The following is a 15,993-nucleotide window of genomic DNA, read 5'->3' on the forward strand; positions in this document are numbered from 1 at the left end:
GCGTTTGACTTCTGGCGTCTGGCTGGCCGTTCATTACCGCCCAGCGCCGCTGCCGGAGTGAACGGCCAGCCCGCCTGCCGGTCTGGCCAACGCTACACGCACGATTCACAAGCAGGCAATTTGTCGTGCAGGGATGGGCCAGGCCGGTTATGCTATCAAGGTGAAACCGGCAACCCACATCGTCACCGCTTTTCCCACCCGCCGACAAGGCGCACAATTCGATCTTGCCCACTGCTGAACCATTCCTTGATCCTACGGCCCTGCCAAGAAAATGGACCCTGATCTGCTCGATGCCAATCTGGTTTTCGCCAAGACACCGGCCGGTGAGGAAGCGATGCTGCAACGAACGCGGGTCGTCCAGAGAAACATCCGGATGGTCCTCATTCTCGTCGATGGCAACGCCACAGTTGCCGAGTTGTGCGAAAAGACCGGCAATGCACCGATCACCCAGAACGCGCTGCTCGAACTGGAAAACGATGGTTTCATCGAGCGACGAGTCGAGAAAAACTCGGTCTGGCGGCACGCCAAGGACTCGCCCACAGGCGTCGTGGCAACGGCCATCCGCGTAGTCTCCGAATTCTCCACCTTTGGCGAGAAGCCGCCGGCAGCGCCGGCCCAGCCACCCCTCTCGGATGCTCAGAAAAGCCGGATCATTCCATTTCCGGAAAATCGGGAAGGCCGACTTTCGCACTCCTCGGGCCTGCTCACGCCCCAGCCTTCACTGAGTGGTGGTCTGCATTCCGGCGCGGCCATACCGTTGAACCGGGAAGCCACAGCGGCGCTGCTGGAAACAGCCGACGTAGCGGTTCCGAGACCATCCCTGATGGATCGTCTGAAGGCCATCACCAGGCCCGCCACTGCTGACGACCAGCCGGATCTCAAACCGATCCGGCGTAGCCGCCCGCGTTGGTCGCTGACCTGGTCGCTGAGCCTGCTGCTGGGGGGATTGTTGCTCTGTGCCCTGCTCTTTCTTCTGGCGCTGTTCTTTCCCTACGCCAACTACCTGCCGGAAGTGGAAGCCAGCCTGGCGCAAAGCACCGGGCAGCCTGCCAAAATCGATCGCATGCATGTCAGCTTCTACCCGCGGCCGGGCATGCTGCTCGGCAATGTACGTCTCGGTGAGGGAGACGACAGGGTTCAGATCGCCGAGGTCCGGCTGCAGCCCGCACTGCTAACGCTGCGGGCAGACAAGATTCTCTTCAAGGAGGTAGAGCTGAGCGACCTCAGGCTGTCAGCGAATGCGGTCGCGAATCTGTCGCGGATGCTTGCTTCTGCCCAAAGCAAGTCAGCCCGGGCCGGCGTGCTGCGCGTCACGCTCAGGAATGCGGCATTCTCGTTCGCCGAACTGGTCATTGGCGAAATGGATGGCCAGTGCGAACTCTCTGCCGATCACCTCCTGGAATCGATCTCGCTGCGCTCGCAAGACCGCAGCCTGCAGCTGAAGCTCAACCCGGGCGAGCGCGGGGTCGCGGTTCAGATCGATGCGATCGCCTGGCGGGTAGCGCAGGGTTCGCCGTATCTGTTTGATTCCTTGAACGTGAAGGGCACAATCGAAGGAAGCGATTGGGTCATCGACAGCTTCGAGTCGCGGATTTTCGATGGCCTGGTACGCGCAGCGGTGATACTGCGTGATGGACAGCAAGCGGCCATTGCTGGTGAACTGTCGTTCGAGCGGATCAATGCCCGGAAGCTCGGCGAAGCCCTGGGAATTGGGGGGCAATTCGAAGGCGAGACCAATGGCAAGCTGAAATTCTCGGCAAACTCGGCCAGTTGGCCGGGTCTGCCTGCCGCTCTCCAGGCCAATGGAAACTTCACCATGCATCGCGGCAGACTGGGTGGCATCGATCTTCCCGAGGCGGTACGCCGGGCATCGGCTGCGCCCGCTACGCTGGGCGGCTGGACCCGTTTCGAGGAATTGTCCGGCGCCATCACGGTAACGCCAAACGCTTTCCTCTTTTCGCGCCTGCTGCTGAATGCCGGATTGATGCAGTCTAGCGGGCAGATCGAACTGAGCCGCAATCTGCAGTTGCGCGGCAGGATGGACGTTCTGATGCGCGGCCAGGCCGATCACAGCAGCCGGCTGATCCTGATCAGCGGCCCCCTCAAGTCGCCGCTGACGCAGACGGCCAAGCGCTGATCGCCGTTAAAGAACGGCCGCGATGGCGTCAGCCACGTAGTCGATGTTGTGCGTATTCAGCGCTGCCAGGCAGATTCGACCGGTGCTCACGGCGTAGATGCCGAATTCCTCGCGCATGCGGTCGACCTGCTCGACGCTCAGCCCAGTATAGGAGAACATCCCCCGCTGCCGGATGACAAAGGAGTAGTCCTGGCTGACTCCCCTGCCCCGCAGCTTGTCCACCAGGCTGATGCGCATGGCGCGGATTCGCCCGCGCATTTCTGCCAGTTCCTCTTCCCACATCTGGTGCAGTTCCGGACTGGACAATACCGCAGCAACGATGGCACCGCCATGCGTCGGCGGGCTGGAGTAGTTGGTGCGGACGATGCGCTTGATCTGTGACAGCACGCGCGCCGTTTCATCCCGGTTGGCGGTGACCACCGACAGGGCGCCGACGCGCTCTCCGTACAGCGAGAACGATTTTGAAAACGAACTCGCCACGAGGAACTGCAGGCCGGACTCGGCAAACAGCCGGAGCGCCAGTGCATCCTCTTCGAGGCCGTCGGCAAAACCCTGATAGGCGATGTCGACGAAGGCCAGGAGGCCACGTGCGCTGAGCACGTCGATGACTTGGCGCCACTGTGCTGCGTCGAGATCCGCGCCGGTCGGATTATGGCAACAGGCATGCAGAACGACGATCGAACCCGCCGGCAAGGCATTCAGTCCAGCCTGCATGGCGGCGAAATTGACGGCACGCGTCGCCGGATCGTAGTAGGGATAGGTCGCCACCGTGAAGCCTGCATTCTCGAAAAGTGCGCGATGATTTTCCCAGCTCGGATCACTGAGGTACACCGTGGCGTCGGGCAGCAGTCGCCGTAGATAGTCGGCACCGACCTTGAGCGCGCCGGTGCCGCCCAGCGCTTCGATGGTGAGCACACGCCCATCCGCGAGGAGTGCCGAGTCGGCGCCGAAAAGCAGCTTCTGTACGATCTGGTTGTAGGCGGCAAGACCGTCGATCGGCTGATAGGCACGCGGCGGCATGGCTTCCAGACGGGCCTTTTCGGCCAGCTTGACCGCAGAAAGCAGGGGAACCTTGCCGCTGCCGTCGAGGTACACGCCAACGCCGAGATTGACCTTGGTCGAGCGGGCGTCGGCGTTGAATGACTCGGTAAGGCCGAGAATGGGATCGCGTGGGGCCATTTCCACGGCAGCGAAAATCGAAGCGGTCATGCAGTTTTTCCTCAGTTGCTCAGTTGGTCAGAATGGGTCCGTTGCGCCTGGACGAAACCGGTTGTGCATGGCTGACTTCATTCACCGGAGGCGCAATCTGGTCCGCGGGACAGATTGCCCGACTGCCGTTTTCGTTCCCGGCGCCGGTCTGTCGCGAAACAACGTAGAATTCTAGCATGCCAGATCGAGCAAGTTCTCCTCAAAAGCCGCCCTTCGTCACCTTCGAGGGCAGCCCGTTTCGTCTCTACCAGCCCTTCCTGCCGGCTGGTGATCAACCGGCGGCAATTGACCAGCTGGTCGAGGGACTGCAGGATGGGCTCTCGTTCCAGACCCTGCTCGGCGTCACCGGCTCGGGCAAGACCTACACCATGGCCAACGTCATCGCGCGAACCGGCCGTCCGGCGCTGGTGCTGGCACCCAACAAGACGCTCGCTGCACAGCTCTATGCCGAATTCCGCGAGTTCTTTCCCGACAACGCGGTCGAGTATTTTGTTTCCTATTACGACTACTACCAGCCCGAGGCTTATGTTCCGGCACGCGACCTGTTCATCGAAAAGGATTCGTCGATCAACGAGCACATCGAGCAGATGCGCCTGTCCGCCACCAAGAGCCTGCTCGAACGCCGTGATTGCGTGATCGTTGCCACCGTCTCGTGCATTTATGGCCTCGGTGACCGCGACGAGTACAGCAAGATGATCCTGATCATGCGCGTCGGCGATCGCATCGGTCAGCGCGAGCTGATCAAAAGCCTTGCCGACATGCAGTACGAGCGCAATGAGACCGACTTTCACCGCGGCACCTTTCGCGTTCGCGGCGACACCATCGACGTATTCCCCGCTGAACACGCCGAACAGGCGATCCGGATCTCGCTGTTCGACGACGAGATCGAAGGCCTGCAGCTTTTCGACCCCTTGACCGGTCATCTGCAAGCCCGGCTGCTGCGCTTCACGGTTTTCCCATCGTCGCACTACGTCACCCCGCGCGAAACGGTGTTGCGGGCGATCGAGGCGATCAAGGGCGAACTCCTTGAGCGGATTGCTTTCTTCAACGCCGAAAATCGCCTGCTCGAGGCGCAGCGCATCGAGCAGCGCACCCGTTTCGACCTCGAAATGCTCGATCAGGTCGGTTTCTGCAAGGGGATCGAGAACTATTCCCGGCATCTCTCGGGACGCCAGGCCGGTGAACCCCCGCCCACCCTGATCGACTATCTGGCTGCCGATGCGCTGATGTTCATCGACGAGTCCCATGTCTCGGTTTCGCAGGTCGGCGGCATGTACAAGGGCGACCGCTCGCGCAAGGAGAACCTCGTCAATTACGGATTCCGTCTGCCGTCGGCACTCGACAACCGGCCGCTGAAGTTCGCCGAGTTCGAAGCCCTGATGCGGCAGACGATCTTCGTTTCGGCCACCCCTGCCGACTACGAAACGACACATCAGGGACAGGTTGTCGAGCAGCTCGTCCGTCCGACCGGGCTGGTCGACCCGATACTCATCGTTCGCCCCGCCTCGACCCAGGTCGACGACCTGCTGTCGGAGATCCGACTGCGCGTCGCACAGGCAGAGCGGGTGCTGGTCACCACGCTGACCAAGCGCATGGCCGAAGATCTCACCGACTACCTCAACGAACACGAGGTGCGGGTGCGTTATCTGCATTCGGATGTCGATACCGTCGAGCGCGTCGAGATCATTCGCGATCTGCGCCTCGCCCGATTCGACGTTCTGGTCGGCATCAACCTGCTGCGTGAAGGCCTGGACATTCCCGAAGTCTCGCTGGTGGCGATCCTCGACGCCGACAAGGAAGGTTTCCTACGTTCCGAGCGCTCGCTGATTCAGACCATCGGCCGCGCCGCCCGCCACCTGCATGGTACCGCCATCCTCTACGCCGACAGGGTAACCGGCTCAATGCAGCGCGCGATCGCCGAAACCGAACGACGGCGGCTCAAACAGCTCGCTTTCAACGAAGCCAATGGCATCGTTCCCAAGGGAATCAGCAAGCGCGTCATCGACATCATCGACGGGGTCTATGATACCGAGAACGCACAGCGCGACCTCAAGGCGGCGCAGCAGCAGGCCAACTACGAAGCGATGAGCGAAAAGCAACTGGCACGCGAACTGCGACGCCTGGAAAAGGAGATGCTCGAGTACGCCAGGAACCTCGAATTCGAGAAAGCCGCCGCCGCGCGCGACGAATTGTTCCGGATCCGCAAACAAGTGTTCGGGATCAGCGGTGCGGAGCCCCCGGCGCCGCCTTGACCCTCGTGACCCCTTCGATGAGTGGATGCTTAATGGGACAGGCTTGATGGGATATGGCGTAGGGGGATCGGAACCAGCCGTGCGGAGAAACCCTCAAGCCCCCCGGCAGATCAGCACCACCGCCTCGGTGGCGATGCCCTCGCCGCGGCCGACAAAGCCCAGCCGTTCGGCGGTCTTGGCCTTGACATTGACACAGCTTGCGGGCACCTGCAGGTCGGCAGCGATGTTGGCGACCATCTGCGGCAGGTGCGGCGCCATCTTCGGCTGCTCAGTGATGATCGTTGCGTCGACATTGCCGATTTGCCAGCCGGCCTGCGCCAGCAGCGCAAGCGTCGCGCGCAGCAACTGCCGGCTGTCGGCACCCCGATAGCGGGCGTCGGTATCGGGAAAGTGACGGCCGATGTCGCCCAGCGCAGCGGCGCCGAGCAGTGCGTCGGTGATCGCGTGCAGCAGCGCATCCGCGTCGGAATGGCCGAGCAGGCCGCAGGCATGCGGAATGTCGACGCCGCCGAGGATCAGCTTGCGTCCCGGAACCAGCGCGTGAATATCGCAACCTTGTCCGATGCGAACGGTCATGACTTTTCCAGACACCTTCGACCATGAAAGTCATGACCGTTTCCCTCTCCCCCGACCCCTCCCCCGCGAGGGGGGAGGGGAGATTCGTGAGTCGCTGACGCGACTTTCACATTAATCATTGACCCTCCTGCATCCTCGCCAGCAGGATCAGTTCCGCCAGTCGCAGATCGACCGGATAGGTGACCTTGAGATTGCTGGCGTCACTCTGCACCAGTTTCGGCCGGAAACCGGCGGCCTCCACGGCCGACGCTTCGTCGGTGCCGGTGCGATGTTCCGTCAGAACCCGGGTCAGCAGGCCGTAACGAAACATCTGCGGCGTCTGCGCCTGCCACAAGCCATCGCGCGGCTCGGTACCGGCCACGCGCTGCTCGGCGTCGGCGCGTTTCAGCGTGTCCGCCACCGGCACCGCGAGAAGGCCGCCGACGGGATCGCCGGCAAGTTCATCGCAAAGGGCCGTCAACATCGCCTGCGAAAGACAGGGACGCGCGGCGTCATGCACCAGCACCCAGTCTTCGTCGTCGGCAGCCGTCGCCGCAGCGTCGAGGCCATTGCGGACGCTGGCGGATCGTGTCGCACCGCCACAGAAAATGGTTTCCAGTTTATAGCCTAGACTTGTCCAATCGTGCTGTCGCCACCATTTATCTTCTGGCGACAGCACCACCCAGACCCGCTCGATGCGTGCATGGCGAGAGAGTGCCGCAAGACTGTGATAGATCAATGGTCGTCCGGCAAGCATCTGATATTGTTTGGGCGTTTCGCCGCCAAAGCGCGATCCCGAACCGGCAGCGGGGACGATTGCGTAGTAGCTTTGCATGGCGTAATTTTAACCAGTATCGAGGAGCAAGCACATGACCCATTCGACACCGCAAATCCGTCCGGCCGCAGTTGCCGGCATGTTCTACCCCGGATCCTCTTCGGCTCTGGCGCGCGACCTCCAGCAAATGCTGAGCCACACACCGCCGGCATCAGGCCTGCGCCCGAAGGCGATCATTGCCCCGCATGCCGGCTATGTCTATTCGGGTCCGGTCGCGGCCAGCGTCTATGCGCCGCTCGCGGACCTGCGCGAGAGCATTCGCCGCGTGATCCTGCTCGGACCGACCCACCGGGTCGCGGTCGATGGGCTGGCGCTGCCCTCCTCCCGCGCCTTCGCCACCCCGCTCGGCGTCGTCCAGCTCGACCAGGAAGCCATGGCCAGCATCGAACCATTGCCACAGGTCATCGTCAGCGACGCCGCACATGCCCTTGAACACTCGCTGGAAGTGCAGCTTCCTTTCCTGCAGACGGTGCTTTCCGGGTTCACGCTGCTGCCGCTCGCGGTCGGCCGCGCTTCGGCAGCAGAGGTGGCTGAAGTACTCGAATGCCTGTGGGGAGGAGACGAGACGCTGATCGTGATCAGTTCCGATCTTTCGCACTACCTGCCCTACGCGCTGGCCCGGGAAACCGACAGCAACACCGCACGCCACATCGTCGCGCTCGATGCGCACCTCGATCATCAGCAGGCGTGTGGCGCGACACCGGTCAATGGTCTGTTGCTGGCCGCACGCCGGCACGGACTGCGGGCGCAACTGCTGGACCTGCGCAATTCCGGCGACACCGCCGGCGACCGGTCGCGAGTCGTCGGCTACGGCGCCTTCAGTTTCAGCGCGGAGCCCGAACATGCCCACTGACGCCCTGGGCAGCGCTTTGCTGACGATCGCCCGCAACGCCATCGCCGAGCGTTTCGGACTGGCCGCGCAGGCCGTCAGTCCGCTCCCGGAACTTGCCGAGCCGGGAGCGACCTTTGTCACCCTCACCCAGAACGGTCAGTTGCGCGGTTGTATCGGCAGCCTCGAAGCGCAGCGGCCACTTGCCACCGACGTCGCTGAAAACGCCGTCGCCGCAGCCTTTCGTGATTCGCGCTTTGCGCCCCTGAGTCCGGCGGAGTTTGCCCGCACGCGCGTCGAAGTCTCGCTACTGACGCCGCCCGAGCCCTTCGCCGTCAGCAGCGAGGCAGACGCGCTGGCGCGTCTGCGACCCGGCATCGACGGTCTGGTCGTCCGCTATGGCAGGCGGCGCGCGACCTTCCTGCCGCAGGTCTGGGAGTCGCTCCCCGAGCCACGCCAGTTCCTGGCGCAACTGAAGCTCAAGGCCGGGCTGCCCGCCGACTTCTGGCACGAGCAGCTCGCCCTTGCACGTTATGGAGTACGAAAATGGAAAGAGAACTAGACCATTCCCCCAAAGTGCCGGAATCGGCGCATCCAGGTCGCTGGTGGCATGCCATCGAAGACGAACGCATTCAGTGCGATCTCTGTCCGCGTGACTGCAAGCTGCATGATGGGCAGCGCGGCGCCTGCTTCGTTCGTCAGAACCTCGGCGGTCAGATGGTGCTGACCACCTACGGGCGTTCGTCGGGCTTCTGCATCGACCCGATCGAAAAGAAGCCGCTCAACCACTTCTATCCCGGCTCGTCGATTCTCTCCTTCGGCACCGCCGGTTGCAATCTCGCCTGCAAATTCTGCCAGAACTGGGACATCTCGAAGTCGAAAGACATGGACCGGCTGCTCGACGCCGCCACTCCCGAGGGCATCGCCGCCGCAGCGGTCGCCTACGGCGCCCAGTCGGTGGCCTTCACCTACAATGACCCGGTGATCTTCGCCGAATACGCGATCGACACCGCGCTGGCCTGCCATGAACGCGGCGTCAGAACGGTGGCCGTCACTGCCGGCTACATCCATCCCGAACCGGCGCGCGAGTTCTACGCCGTGCTGGACGCCGCCAACGTCGATCTCAAGGCCTTTACCGACGATTTCTACTTCAAGCTCTGCGGTGGCCACCTGCAACCGGTACTCGACATCCTCGCCTACATCCATCACCAGACGAAGTGCTGGCTCGAAATCACCACCCTGCTGATTCCGGGCAAGAACGATTCCGCCGGCGAAATCCAGGCGCTCGCCGACTGGGTGGCACGCGAACTGGGGCCAGAAGTCCCGTTGCACTTCACCGCCTTCCATCCCGACTGGAAAATGAGCGACCTGCCCCCAACCCCGCCTGCGACGCTGACCCAGGCGCGGCGCATCGCCATCGACGCCGGTCTGCACTACGTGTACACCGGCAATGTGCACGACAGCGAAGGCGGTACCACCTTCTGCCCGTCTTGCCAGGCCGCGCTGATCGAGCGCGACTGGTACAACATCCGGCATTACGACCTGCCGGCCGATGGCCGCTGTCCCCACTGCGGAACCCTGATTGCCGGCCACTTCACCCGTTTCGGGAAGCCTTTCGGAGCACGTCGTGTGCCGGTGCGGCTGGAGCGGCGGTGAACGAAGCGATCAATTTTCCGGGTGATACACCGATCGCCATCCCCTCCGGACATGCTTCGCTGCAAGGCTTGCTGACCCTGCCGGCACGCTTGTCGGCACTGGTCGTGCTGACGCATGCCGGCGAGAATCCCGAGGCGCGCGACGATGCTCTCGCGGTGGTCCTCCAGCACGCCGGCATCGGCACGCTGACGCTTGATCTGCTGACGCACGCCGAAGAACGCTTCGCCGACATTCACCACAATGTCCCGCTGCTCGCCAAACGCCTGCTCGATGCGCTGGCGCTGATCAAGCAAGGAATGCTGCTGAGCGAACTGCCGACACTGCCGATCGGCCTTTGCGCCGCCGGCGATTGCTCGCCGGTGGCACTGCGCGTTGCCGCCCTGCGCGACCATGACATCTTCGCCGTCGTCTGCCGCGGTGGCCTGATCGATCTGGCCGGCATGCTCTACCTGCGCTCGCTCGCCGCACCGCTGCTCGTTCTCGTCAGCGAGGAGGACGAGCGGGTGACGGCAAGCAATCGGCGCGCCCTGCGCGAGTTGGCCTGTCGCCAGGAGCTGAAACTGCTGCCGGCCGCCTCGCCAGACTCGGCCACCGCTCTCGGGTTCGTCGCCCGCGAGACGGTGCACTGGTTCTTCCAGCACCTGCCCAAACTGGTCTGACCAGGCTACGGGTTTCCTGGTAGATCGGATTGGCCCGCAAGGCGTAACCCGACCTGCCTTGCTCAGGGTTGTCGGGTTACGCTGCGCTAACCCGACCTACGACGACTGTGCGTCAAAAAACCGGATCCGGTTTCCCCCGGCTTCCTTGGCTTGATACATTGCCGTATCCGCCCACTTGAGAATGTCGTCCCGGCTCGCTTCATGATCGCGAAACAAGGCGATGCCGATGCTCGCCGTGCATCGATGTTCAATGGTCGTGTCTGCCTTGCCTTCGTGCTTGACGGTCAGCCGGTAGGGTTCCGACAAGATGAGGCGAATCTTCTCGGCAACGATCCTGGCGTGGGCAATCGACCCGGCTTCGTCTGCATGCAAATCGCTCAACATCACGACGAACTCATCCCCGCCGAAGCGCGCCACGGTGTCCATCGCACGTATACAGGTTTTCAGTCGATCCGCCACCTCGATCAACAACAAATCGCCCACCTCATGCCCATAGGTGTCATTCACCGGCTTGAAGTTGTCGAGATCAAGGAACATCAACGCGCCATGATACCCACTGCGCTTGTTCGTAGCCATGGCCTGGCGCAGGCGGTCGTTGAGGGTCAGGCGGTTGGGAAGTTGCGTGAGCGCGTCGTAGAAAGCCAGACGATGGATTTTCTCCTCGTTTTCCTTGCGTTCGGTGACATCATGAGAAACGACGACCACGCACTTGGTGCGTCCTTCCTTGCCCCGGATGACACCGGCGCGCGATTCCATCAGCCGGATGCCGCCGTCGGCCATCAGAATGCGAAATTCGAGATGTTGTCCGATGCCGGTGGCGACGGTGTTGCAGAATGCCATCCTGACGCGTTCACGGTCGGCAGGATGGATATCTGCAAATGAGGAGGTGCCGGAAATGTCCCGCTCCCCGAACAGACGAGCGTAAGACGGACTGTTGTACAGCCGCCGCCCATCGACATCGAGAACCGCCACGAAGCCCTGAAGGTTCTCGGCGATCAGACGGAAGAACTCTTCCTGTTCGCGCAGCGCCACTTCCGCCTGTTTGCGCTCGTTGATGTTGGTGTGCGAGACCACCGCACCCTGGCCGGCCGGAGTCAAGGGGGAAACGACCATGCTGAACCATTGTCGTTGCTCCGGGGTATCGCAACGATATTCGAGGGTGAAGCTGGGCAGGCTGCCGTCGAGCACCGCTCCGATACCGTGGTAGGCCGCGATTGCTGTATCCTGCGATGGGGAATCCATGCTTGCCTGGCACACGCTCAGATAATTGACACCGACTCCGGTACGCGGCGCCGGCTTGCCGTCTTCGATGCCGTTCTCCAGAGCGAAGCATATCCAGGGTTGGTTGACCATCACGATCATTCCATCACGGTCGAGCACGGCGATTTCAGCCGGTATCGAATTCAGGATGGCATTCTTGAAGGCTTCGCTTTGCTGCAAGGCCTTTTCGCGCTCCGCCAGGATTGCCAGCAGATGATTGAAGCCGCCGATGAGCTGGCCGATTTCGTCCTCCCGGAAAATCGGCAGAGGCTGCAGGCGATCCTTGGCATCGGACGCGCTAGCCAGTTTTCTCGCGGCGGCCAGCAGCGGTGAAAGCTGGCGCTGCAACATCCACCAGATCAGGAAACCGACCAGCAGGGTCAACCCGACTGTAGTCAGCAGCACGTGTTGCTGCATGGCGTGAATCGGGGCAAAGGCCTCGGCGGTCGGCAGGATTGCCAGCATGTCCCAACCTGCGACAGGAATGCGTTTGGCCGAGGTCAGGAGTTCAACGCCGGTTGCCCCCACGTAAACAACCGGTCCCTCGAAGCCCTCGATGAATCGGTCGATGGTCGGGTTGATCCCGGGAGCGGGCAAAGTGGCCATGACCCGGCTCTTGTCGGTGGCGGTGATGATCAAGCGGTACTGCGGTGCCACCAGAACATAGCCACCAGTCTTGCCATAGTGGCTTTGGGTGATCTGGTCCACGGAATTGGGCAGACCAAGGTCCACCACCCCCGCCAACGCACCGATCACCTTGCCCTGCTGATCGCCAATCGGCACCGTCATGTTGAAGACGGCCTGCAGTTTTTTCCCCATGACCGGCCGGCCGATCGTCGACTTCCCTTCCTTGAGCGCGACGGTAACGGTGTCGATGTCCAACTCATGGACAGCGATGTGTTCAGACGACAACGGCACCGAGGCAAGCACCGTGCCATCCAGCCGAGAAGCGATGACCCCGGCGTTGAACAGATCCTGAAGGAGCGGGTGTTCTTCCAGAAAGGCCTGCAAGGCGGTCGCATTGCCGAGCATCGCCGGGCTGATTTTGCCGGCGATCAGCCCCAGGACGCGCATCCGGTAGCTCAGCTCATGATCCATTTCTCTGGCAAGCAAGGAAACCGCCGCCACCTGCTGGTCGCCCAGGACACGTTCCATATCCTGACGCAGCACCTGGCTGGCGTAGAACGCCAGCGACCAGATGCTGATCAGGAAAATGGCCAGCATAAAAAGCGTGATTCTGGTCTTGATCGATCGCCAGTGAAAGATCGTCGCGTTCATGTCCTGATTGCACAATAGCACACCCGCAGAACGCAATTTGATCGACCACTCATCACGATCGCCGTTGGAATATTGATGTTCAATAAATCATTGGCTTGTATTTTTTGCCCAACGGATGGCCGCTTCAGCTTGCGACGATTCGCCGTAGAATGTCGCCCCATGAATCCGCCAAACTATGGCATCCCGCTCGCCGCAGCGCTGCTGGCCGTTCTCACCGCCTGCGGGAACGAACGGCCGCCCTTCTTCCAGGGCTACATCGAGGGTGAATTCCTGTATCTGGCGGCGCCGCAGGCAGGCTACCTGAAATCACTCGACAGCCCCCGCGGCAGCCGCATCAAGGCCGGGCAGGTGATCTTTGCGGTCGCTGCCGACCCGGATTCGCAGACCCTGGCCGAAGCCGAAGCGCGCACCAGTTCAGCCCGTGAAAAATTGTCGAACCTCGGCGATCCCCGCCGGCCACCCGAGATCGCTGCCCTCGAGGCGCAGGTGCGTGCTGCCGAGGCGGCGCTGCGACTTGCGCAAACGCAGCTCGGTCAACAGCAGGCACTGGCGCAACGGAATTTTGTCTCGCAGGCCAGACTCGACGAAGCAAAAGCGACGCGCGACCGTGATGCCGCACAACTCGAAGCCGCCCGGCAGCAACTGGCAAGCTTCCGGATTTCGCTCGGTCGCCAGGGCGAAGTGCGCAGCGCCGCCGCCGAGGTCGAGGCAGCGGCAGCGGTGGCGGCGCAGAAACGCTGGCTGGTCGAACGTAAGGCGGTCGCCGCACCGGCCGACGGCGAGGTGGCCGATACCTACTATCAGCCTGGTGAATGGGTACCGGCCGGCGCAGCGGTCGCCAGCCTGCTGCCCGATGCTCGCCGGCGCCTGCGCTTCTACGTGCCGGAAGTGCTCATCGCCGGCATCCGACCGGGCCAGCCCGTGGAAGCGCAATGCGACGGCTGCGCCGAGGTGATCCGCGCCAGCATCGATTTCATCGCCCCAGAGGCCGAATATACGCCACCGGTGATCTACAGCCGCGGCAGCCGCGAGAAGCTCGTCTTCCGCGTCGAAGCCGTGCCGGCGCCGGAACAGGCCGCCCGCCTGCGGCCCGGACTGCCGGTAGACGTGCGCCTCGGCGGCCGATGAACGGCCTGGTCATCGACGTCGCCGGCATCAACAAACGCTTCGGCGACAAGCACGTGGTCAAGGATCTGAGCCTGCAGGTCCGCCAGGGCGAGATTTACGGCTTCCTCGGCCCCAACGGCAGCGGCAAGACGACCTCGATCCGCATGCTCTGCGGCCTGCTGACGCCGGATAGCGGTCGCGGCACCTGCCTCGGACTCGACGTCCTCCGGGAAAGCGCCGCGATCAAGCGCCAGGTGGGCTACATGACCCAGAAGTTCTCCTTGTGGGACGACCTTTCGATCGGCGAGAACCTCGATTTCGTGGCGCGCATGTTCGGCATGCGCGAGCGCCAAAAGGCCGTCGATCGATCCCTCGATGAACTCGGCCTGAGCGGCCGGCGCCAGCAGTTGGCCGGCACCCTCTCGGGCGGCTGGAAGCAGCGCCTGGCGCTCGCCGCGTGTCTGCTCCATCAACCCCGGCTGCTGCTTCTCGACGAGCCGACCGCTGGCGTCGATCCCAAGGCACGGCGCGATTTCTGGGAGGAAATCCATCGCCTTTCCACCGCCGGGATCACCATCCTGGTGTCCACTCATTACATGGACGAAGCCGAACGCTGCCACCGTCTGGCCTACATCGCCTACGGCAGCCTGTTGGCCACCGGCACAGCCAGCGAGGTCGTCGCCAGTTGCCGTCTGAACACTTGGGAAATCAGCGGCGACAGAATCCACGGCCTGGCCGAAGACCTGCGCGGCATGGCAGGTGTCGACCAGGTGGCAAGCTTCGGCGCGACGCTGCACGTCAGCGGCCAGGACGGAGCCCGCCTGCAGGCGAGCCTGCAGACGCTCTCGCAGGTCAGCGATGTGCGCATCGTCGCCGTGGCGCCGTCGCTCGAAGACGCTTTCATCCACCTCATGCAGCATGCCCAGGACCCCTTCGCCGGCTGAGCGCATGGAACATTTCTCCCGCTTCTCTTTTTCCCGCTGGGTCGGCATCCTGCTCAAGGAATTCATCCAGTTGAAGCGCGACCGGCTGACCTTCGGGATGATCGTCGGCATCCCGATCATCCAGCTCCTGCTCTTCGGATTCGCGATCAATTCCGACCCGAAACACCTGCCCACCGCCGTGGTCATGGCCGACCCCGGCCCTTTCGCACGCGCCTACGTCGCCGCCATGGCCAACAGCGACTATTTCCGGATCGTCGGCCAGGTCGACGAGCATCAGGCCAGCGAACTCCTCGACCGCAGCAAGGTGCAGTTCGTCGTCACCTTCCCGCCCGGTTTCCATCGCGATCTGGTGCGCGGCAGGAGTCCGACGCTGCTGGTCGAAGCCGACGCCACCGACCCGATGGCCACCGGCGGCGCCATCTCGGTGCTCAAGAGTCTCGGCATCGAGGTCTTCGCTCCCGACCTGCAGGGGCTGCAACGCGTGCCGACGCCGCCGGTCGAACTGCGCATCCATCGCCGCTACAACCCCGAGGGGATCACTGCCTACAATGTCGTGCCGGGGCTGCTCGGCGTCATCCTGACCATGACCATGGTCTTGATGACCGGTCTGGCGATGACCCGCGAGCGCGAACGCGGTACCTTCGAGAACCTCCTCGCGACGCCGGCCACCCCCCTCGAAGTGATGACCGGCAAGATCGTTCCGTACATCCTGATCGGTCTGCTGCAGGTGACGCTGGTCCTGCTTGCCGCGCGCTGGCTCTTCGACGTACCGATGCACGGCAGCCTGTTGCTGCTCTACGCAGTGGTGCTGCTGTTCATCTGCGCCAACCTGACGCTCGGCATCACCTTCAGCTCGATTGCCCGCAACCAGTTGCAGGCAATGCAGATGACCTTCTTTTTCTTCCTGCCATCGATGCTGCTCTCGGGCTTCATGTTTCCCTTCCGCGGCATGCCGGAATGGGCGCAGGTGATCGGCAACGTCCTGCCGCTGACGCATTTCCTGCTCCTGGTGCGCGGCATCCTGCTCAAGGGCAACGGCGTCGACATGCTCTGGGAGCAGGTCTGGCCGATCCTCGCCTTCATCGTGGTGGTCCTTGGCGTCGGGCTGAAGACCTTTCGCAGAACGCTGGACTGAGGCCCATGCGCAAAGGGCATGCGAACACGCCTTGCTTCTTGCTCCTTATTGATGGGGACAAGCACCTGCCGGCGGCCACTTAATCCTATCTGATTTAAATGGATAACAGTTTTTGGCATGGATTATGCTTGGAACAA

At 62.7% G+C, this 15,993-nt stretch carries 13 protein-coding genes; 9 read left to right on the plus strand and 4 right to left on the minus strand.

What is annotated here, in order from left to right; all coding sequences use genetic code 11:
* Nucleotides 1-271: 271 nt before the first annotated feature.
* A complete protein-coding gene (locus V5B59_RS03775) occupies nt 272-2,137 on the plus strand; it encodes an AsmA-like C-terminal region-containing protein (RefSeq protein ID WP_169070959.1) in 1,866 nt (621 codons plus the stop codon).
* A 6-nt stretch (nt 2,138-2,143) separates the two neighbouring features.
* Here V5B59_RS03775 and V5B59_RS03780 read toward each other — a convergent pair whose 3' ends face one another.
* A complete protein-coding gene (locus V5B59_RS03780) occupies nt 2,144-3,346 on the minus strand; it encodes an aromatic amino acid transaminase (protein WP_034909044.1) in 1,203 nt (400 codons plus the stop codon).
* A 176-nt stretch (nt 3,347-3,522) separates the two neighbouring features.
* On the opposite strand from V5B59_RS03780, the gene uvrB reads away from it, so the two are divergent.
* On the plus strand, nt 3,523-5,598 hold the full coding sequence (gene uvrB, locus V5B59_RS03785; protein ID WP_169070958.1) for an excinuclease ABC subunit UvrB: 2,076 nt from the start codon (nt 3,523-3,525) through the stop codon (nt 5,596-5,598).
* A gap of 93 nt (nt 5,599-5,691) precedes the next feature.
* On the opposite strand, the gene ispF is transcribed toward uvrB, so the two are convergent.
* On the minus strand, nt 5,692-6,174 hold the full coding sequence (gene ispF, locus V5B59_RS03790) for a 2-C-methyl-D-erythritol 2,4-cyclodiphosphate synthase (protein WP_169070957.1): 483 nt from the start codon (nt 6,172-6,174) through the stop codon (nt 5,692-5,694).
* 115 nt (nt 6,175-6,289) lie between these two features.
* Nucleotides 6,290-6,988: a 2-C-methyl-D-erythritol 4-phosphate cytidylyltransferase gene (ispD, locus tag V5B59_RS03795; RefSeq protein ID WP_169070956.1), complete on the minus strand. Its 699-nt coding sequence runs from the start codon at nt 6,986-6,988 to the stop codon at nt 6,290-6,292.
* A 34-nt stretch (nt 6,989-7,022) separates the two neighbouring features.
* Here ispD and amrB point away from each other — a divergent pair, with 34 nt between their 5' ends.
* Genes amrB through V5B59_RS03815 form a run of 4 tightly spaced genes read left to right on the plus strand, consistent with a single transcriptional unit; the run spans nt 7,023 to nt 10,132 of the window.
* Nucleotides 7,023-7,841: an AmmeMemoRadiSam system protein B gene (amrB, locus tag V5B59_RS03800; RefSeq protein WP_169070955.1), complete on the plus strand. Its 819-nt coding sequence runs from the start codon at nt 7,023-7,025 to the stop codon at nt 7,839-7,841.
* Nucleotides 7,831-8,379 (plus strand): AmmeMemoRadiSam system protein A, encoded by a 549-nt coding sequence (gene amrA / locus V5B59_RS03805; RefSeq protein WP_034909293.1) that lies wholly within the window; start codon nt 7,831-7,833, stop codon nt 8,377-8,379. Before amrB ends, amrA begins: the two co-directional genes overlap by 11 nt.
* The gene (amrS, locus tag V5B59_RS03810; RefSeq protein WP_138678971.1) at nt 8,364-9,473 is read left to right on the plus strand and encodes an AmmeMemoRadiSam system radical SAM enzyme; all 1,110 of its coding nucleotides are present in this window, start codon (nt 8,364-8,366) and stop codon (nt 9,471-9,473) included. The genes amrA and amrS overlap by 16 nt, the downstream gene beginning before the upstream one ends.
* Nucleotides 9,470-10,132 (plus strand): hypothetical protein, encoded by a 663-nt coding sequence (locus V5B59_RS03815; RefSeq protein ID WP_138678972.1) that lies wholly within the window; start codon nt 9,470-9,472, stop codon nt 10,130-10,132. The genes amrS and V5B59_RS03815 overlap by 4 nt, the downstream gene beginning before the upstream one ends.
* A 96-nt stretch (nt 10,133-10,228) precedes the next feature.
* On the opposite strand, the gene V5B59_RS03820 is transcribed toward V5B59_RS03815, so the two are convergent.
* A complete protein-coding gene (locus tag V5B59_RS03820; protein ID WP_169070954.1) occupies nt 10,229-12,670 on the minus strand; it encodes a sensor domain-containing diguanylate cyclase in 2,442 nt (813 codons plus the stop codon).
* Between the two features lie 159 nt (nt 12,671-12,829).
* Here V5B59_RS03820 and V5B59_RS03825 point away from each other — a divergent pair, with 159 nt between their 5' ends.
* Genes V5B59_RS03825 through V5B59_RS03835 form a run of 3 tightly spaced genes read left to right on the plus strand, consistent with a single transcriptional unit; the run spans nt 12,830 to nt 15,856 of the window.
* The gene (locus V5B59_RS03825) at nt 12,830-13,798 is read left to right on the plus strand and encodes an HlyD family secretion protein (protein WP_169070953.1); all 969 of its coding nucleotides are present in this window, start codon (nt 12,830-12,832) and stop codon (nt 13,796-13,798) included.
* Nucleotides 13,795-14,721: an ABC transporter ATP-binding protein gene (locus V5B59_RS03830; protein ID WP_169070952.1), complete on the plus strand. Its 927-nt coding sequence runs from the start codon at nt 13,795-13,797 to the stop codon at nt 14,719-14,721. The genes V5B59_RS03825 and V5B59_RS03830 overlap by 4 nt, the downstream gene beginning before the upstream one ends.
* 4 nt (nt 14,722-14,725) lie before the next feature.
* Nucleotides 14,726-15,856, plus strand: a complete 1,131-nt coding sequence (locus tag V5B59_RS03835) for an ABC transporter permease (protein ID WP_169070951.1) — start codon at nt 14,726-14,728, stop codon at nt 15,854-15,856.
* The last annotated feature ends 137 nt before the right edge of the window (nt 15,857-15,993 follow it).

Origin of the sequence: Candidatus Accumulibacter contiguus (assembly GCF_036625285.1) — a bacterium.
Classification (GTDB): domain Bacteria; phylum Pseudomonadota; class Gammaproteobacteria; order Burkholderiales; family Rhodocyclaceae; genus Accumulibacter; species Accumulibacter contiguus.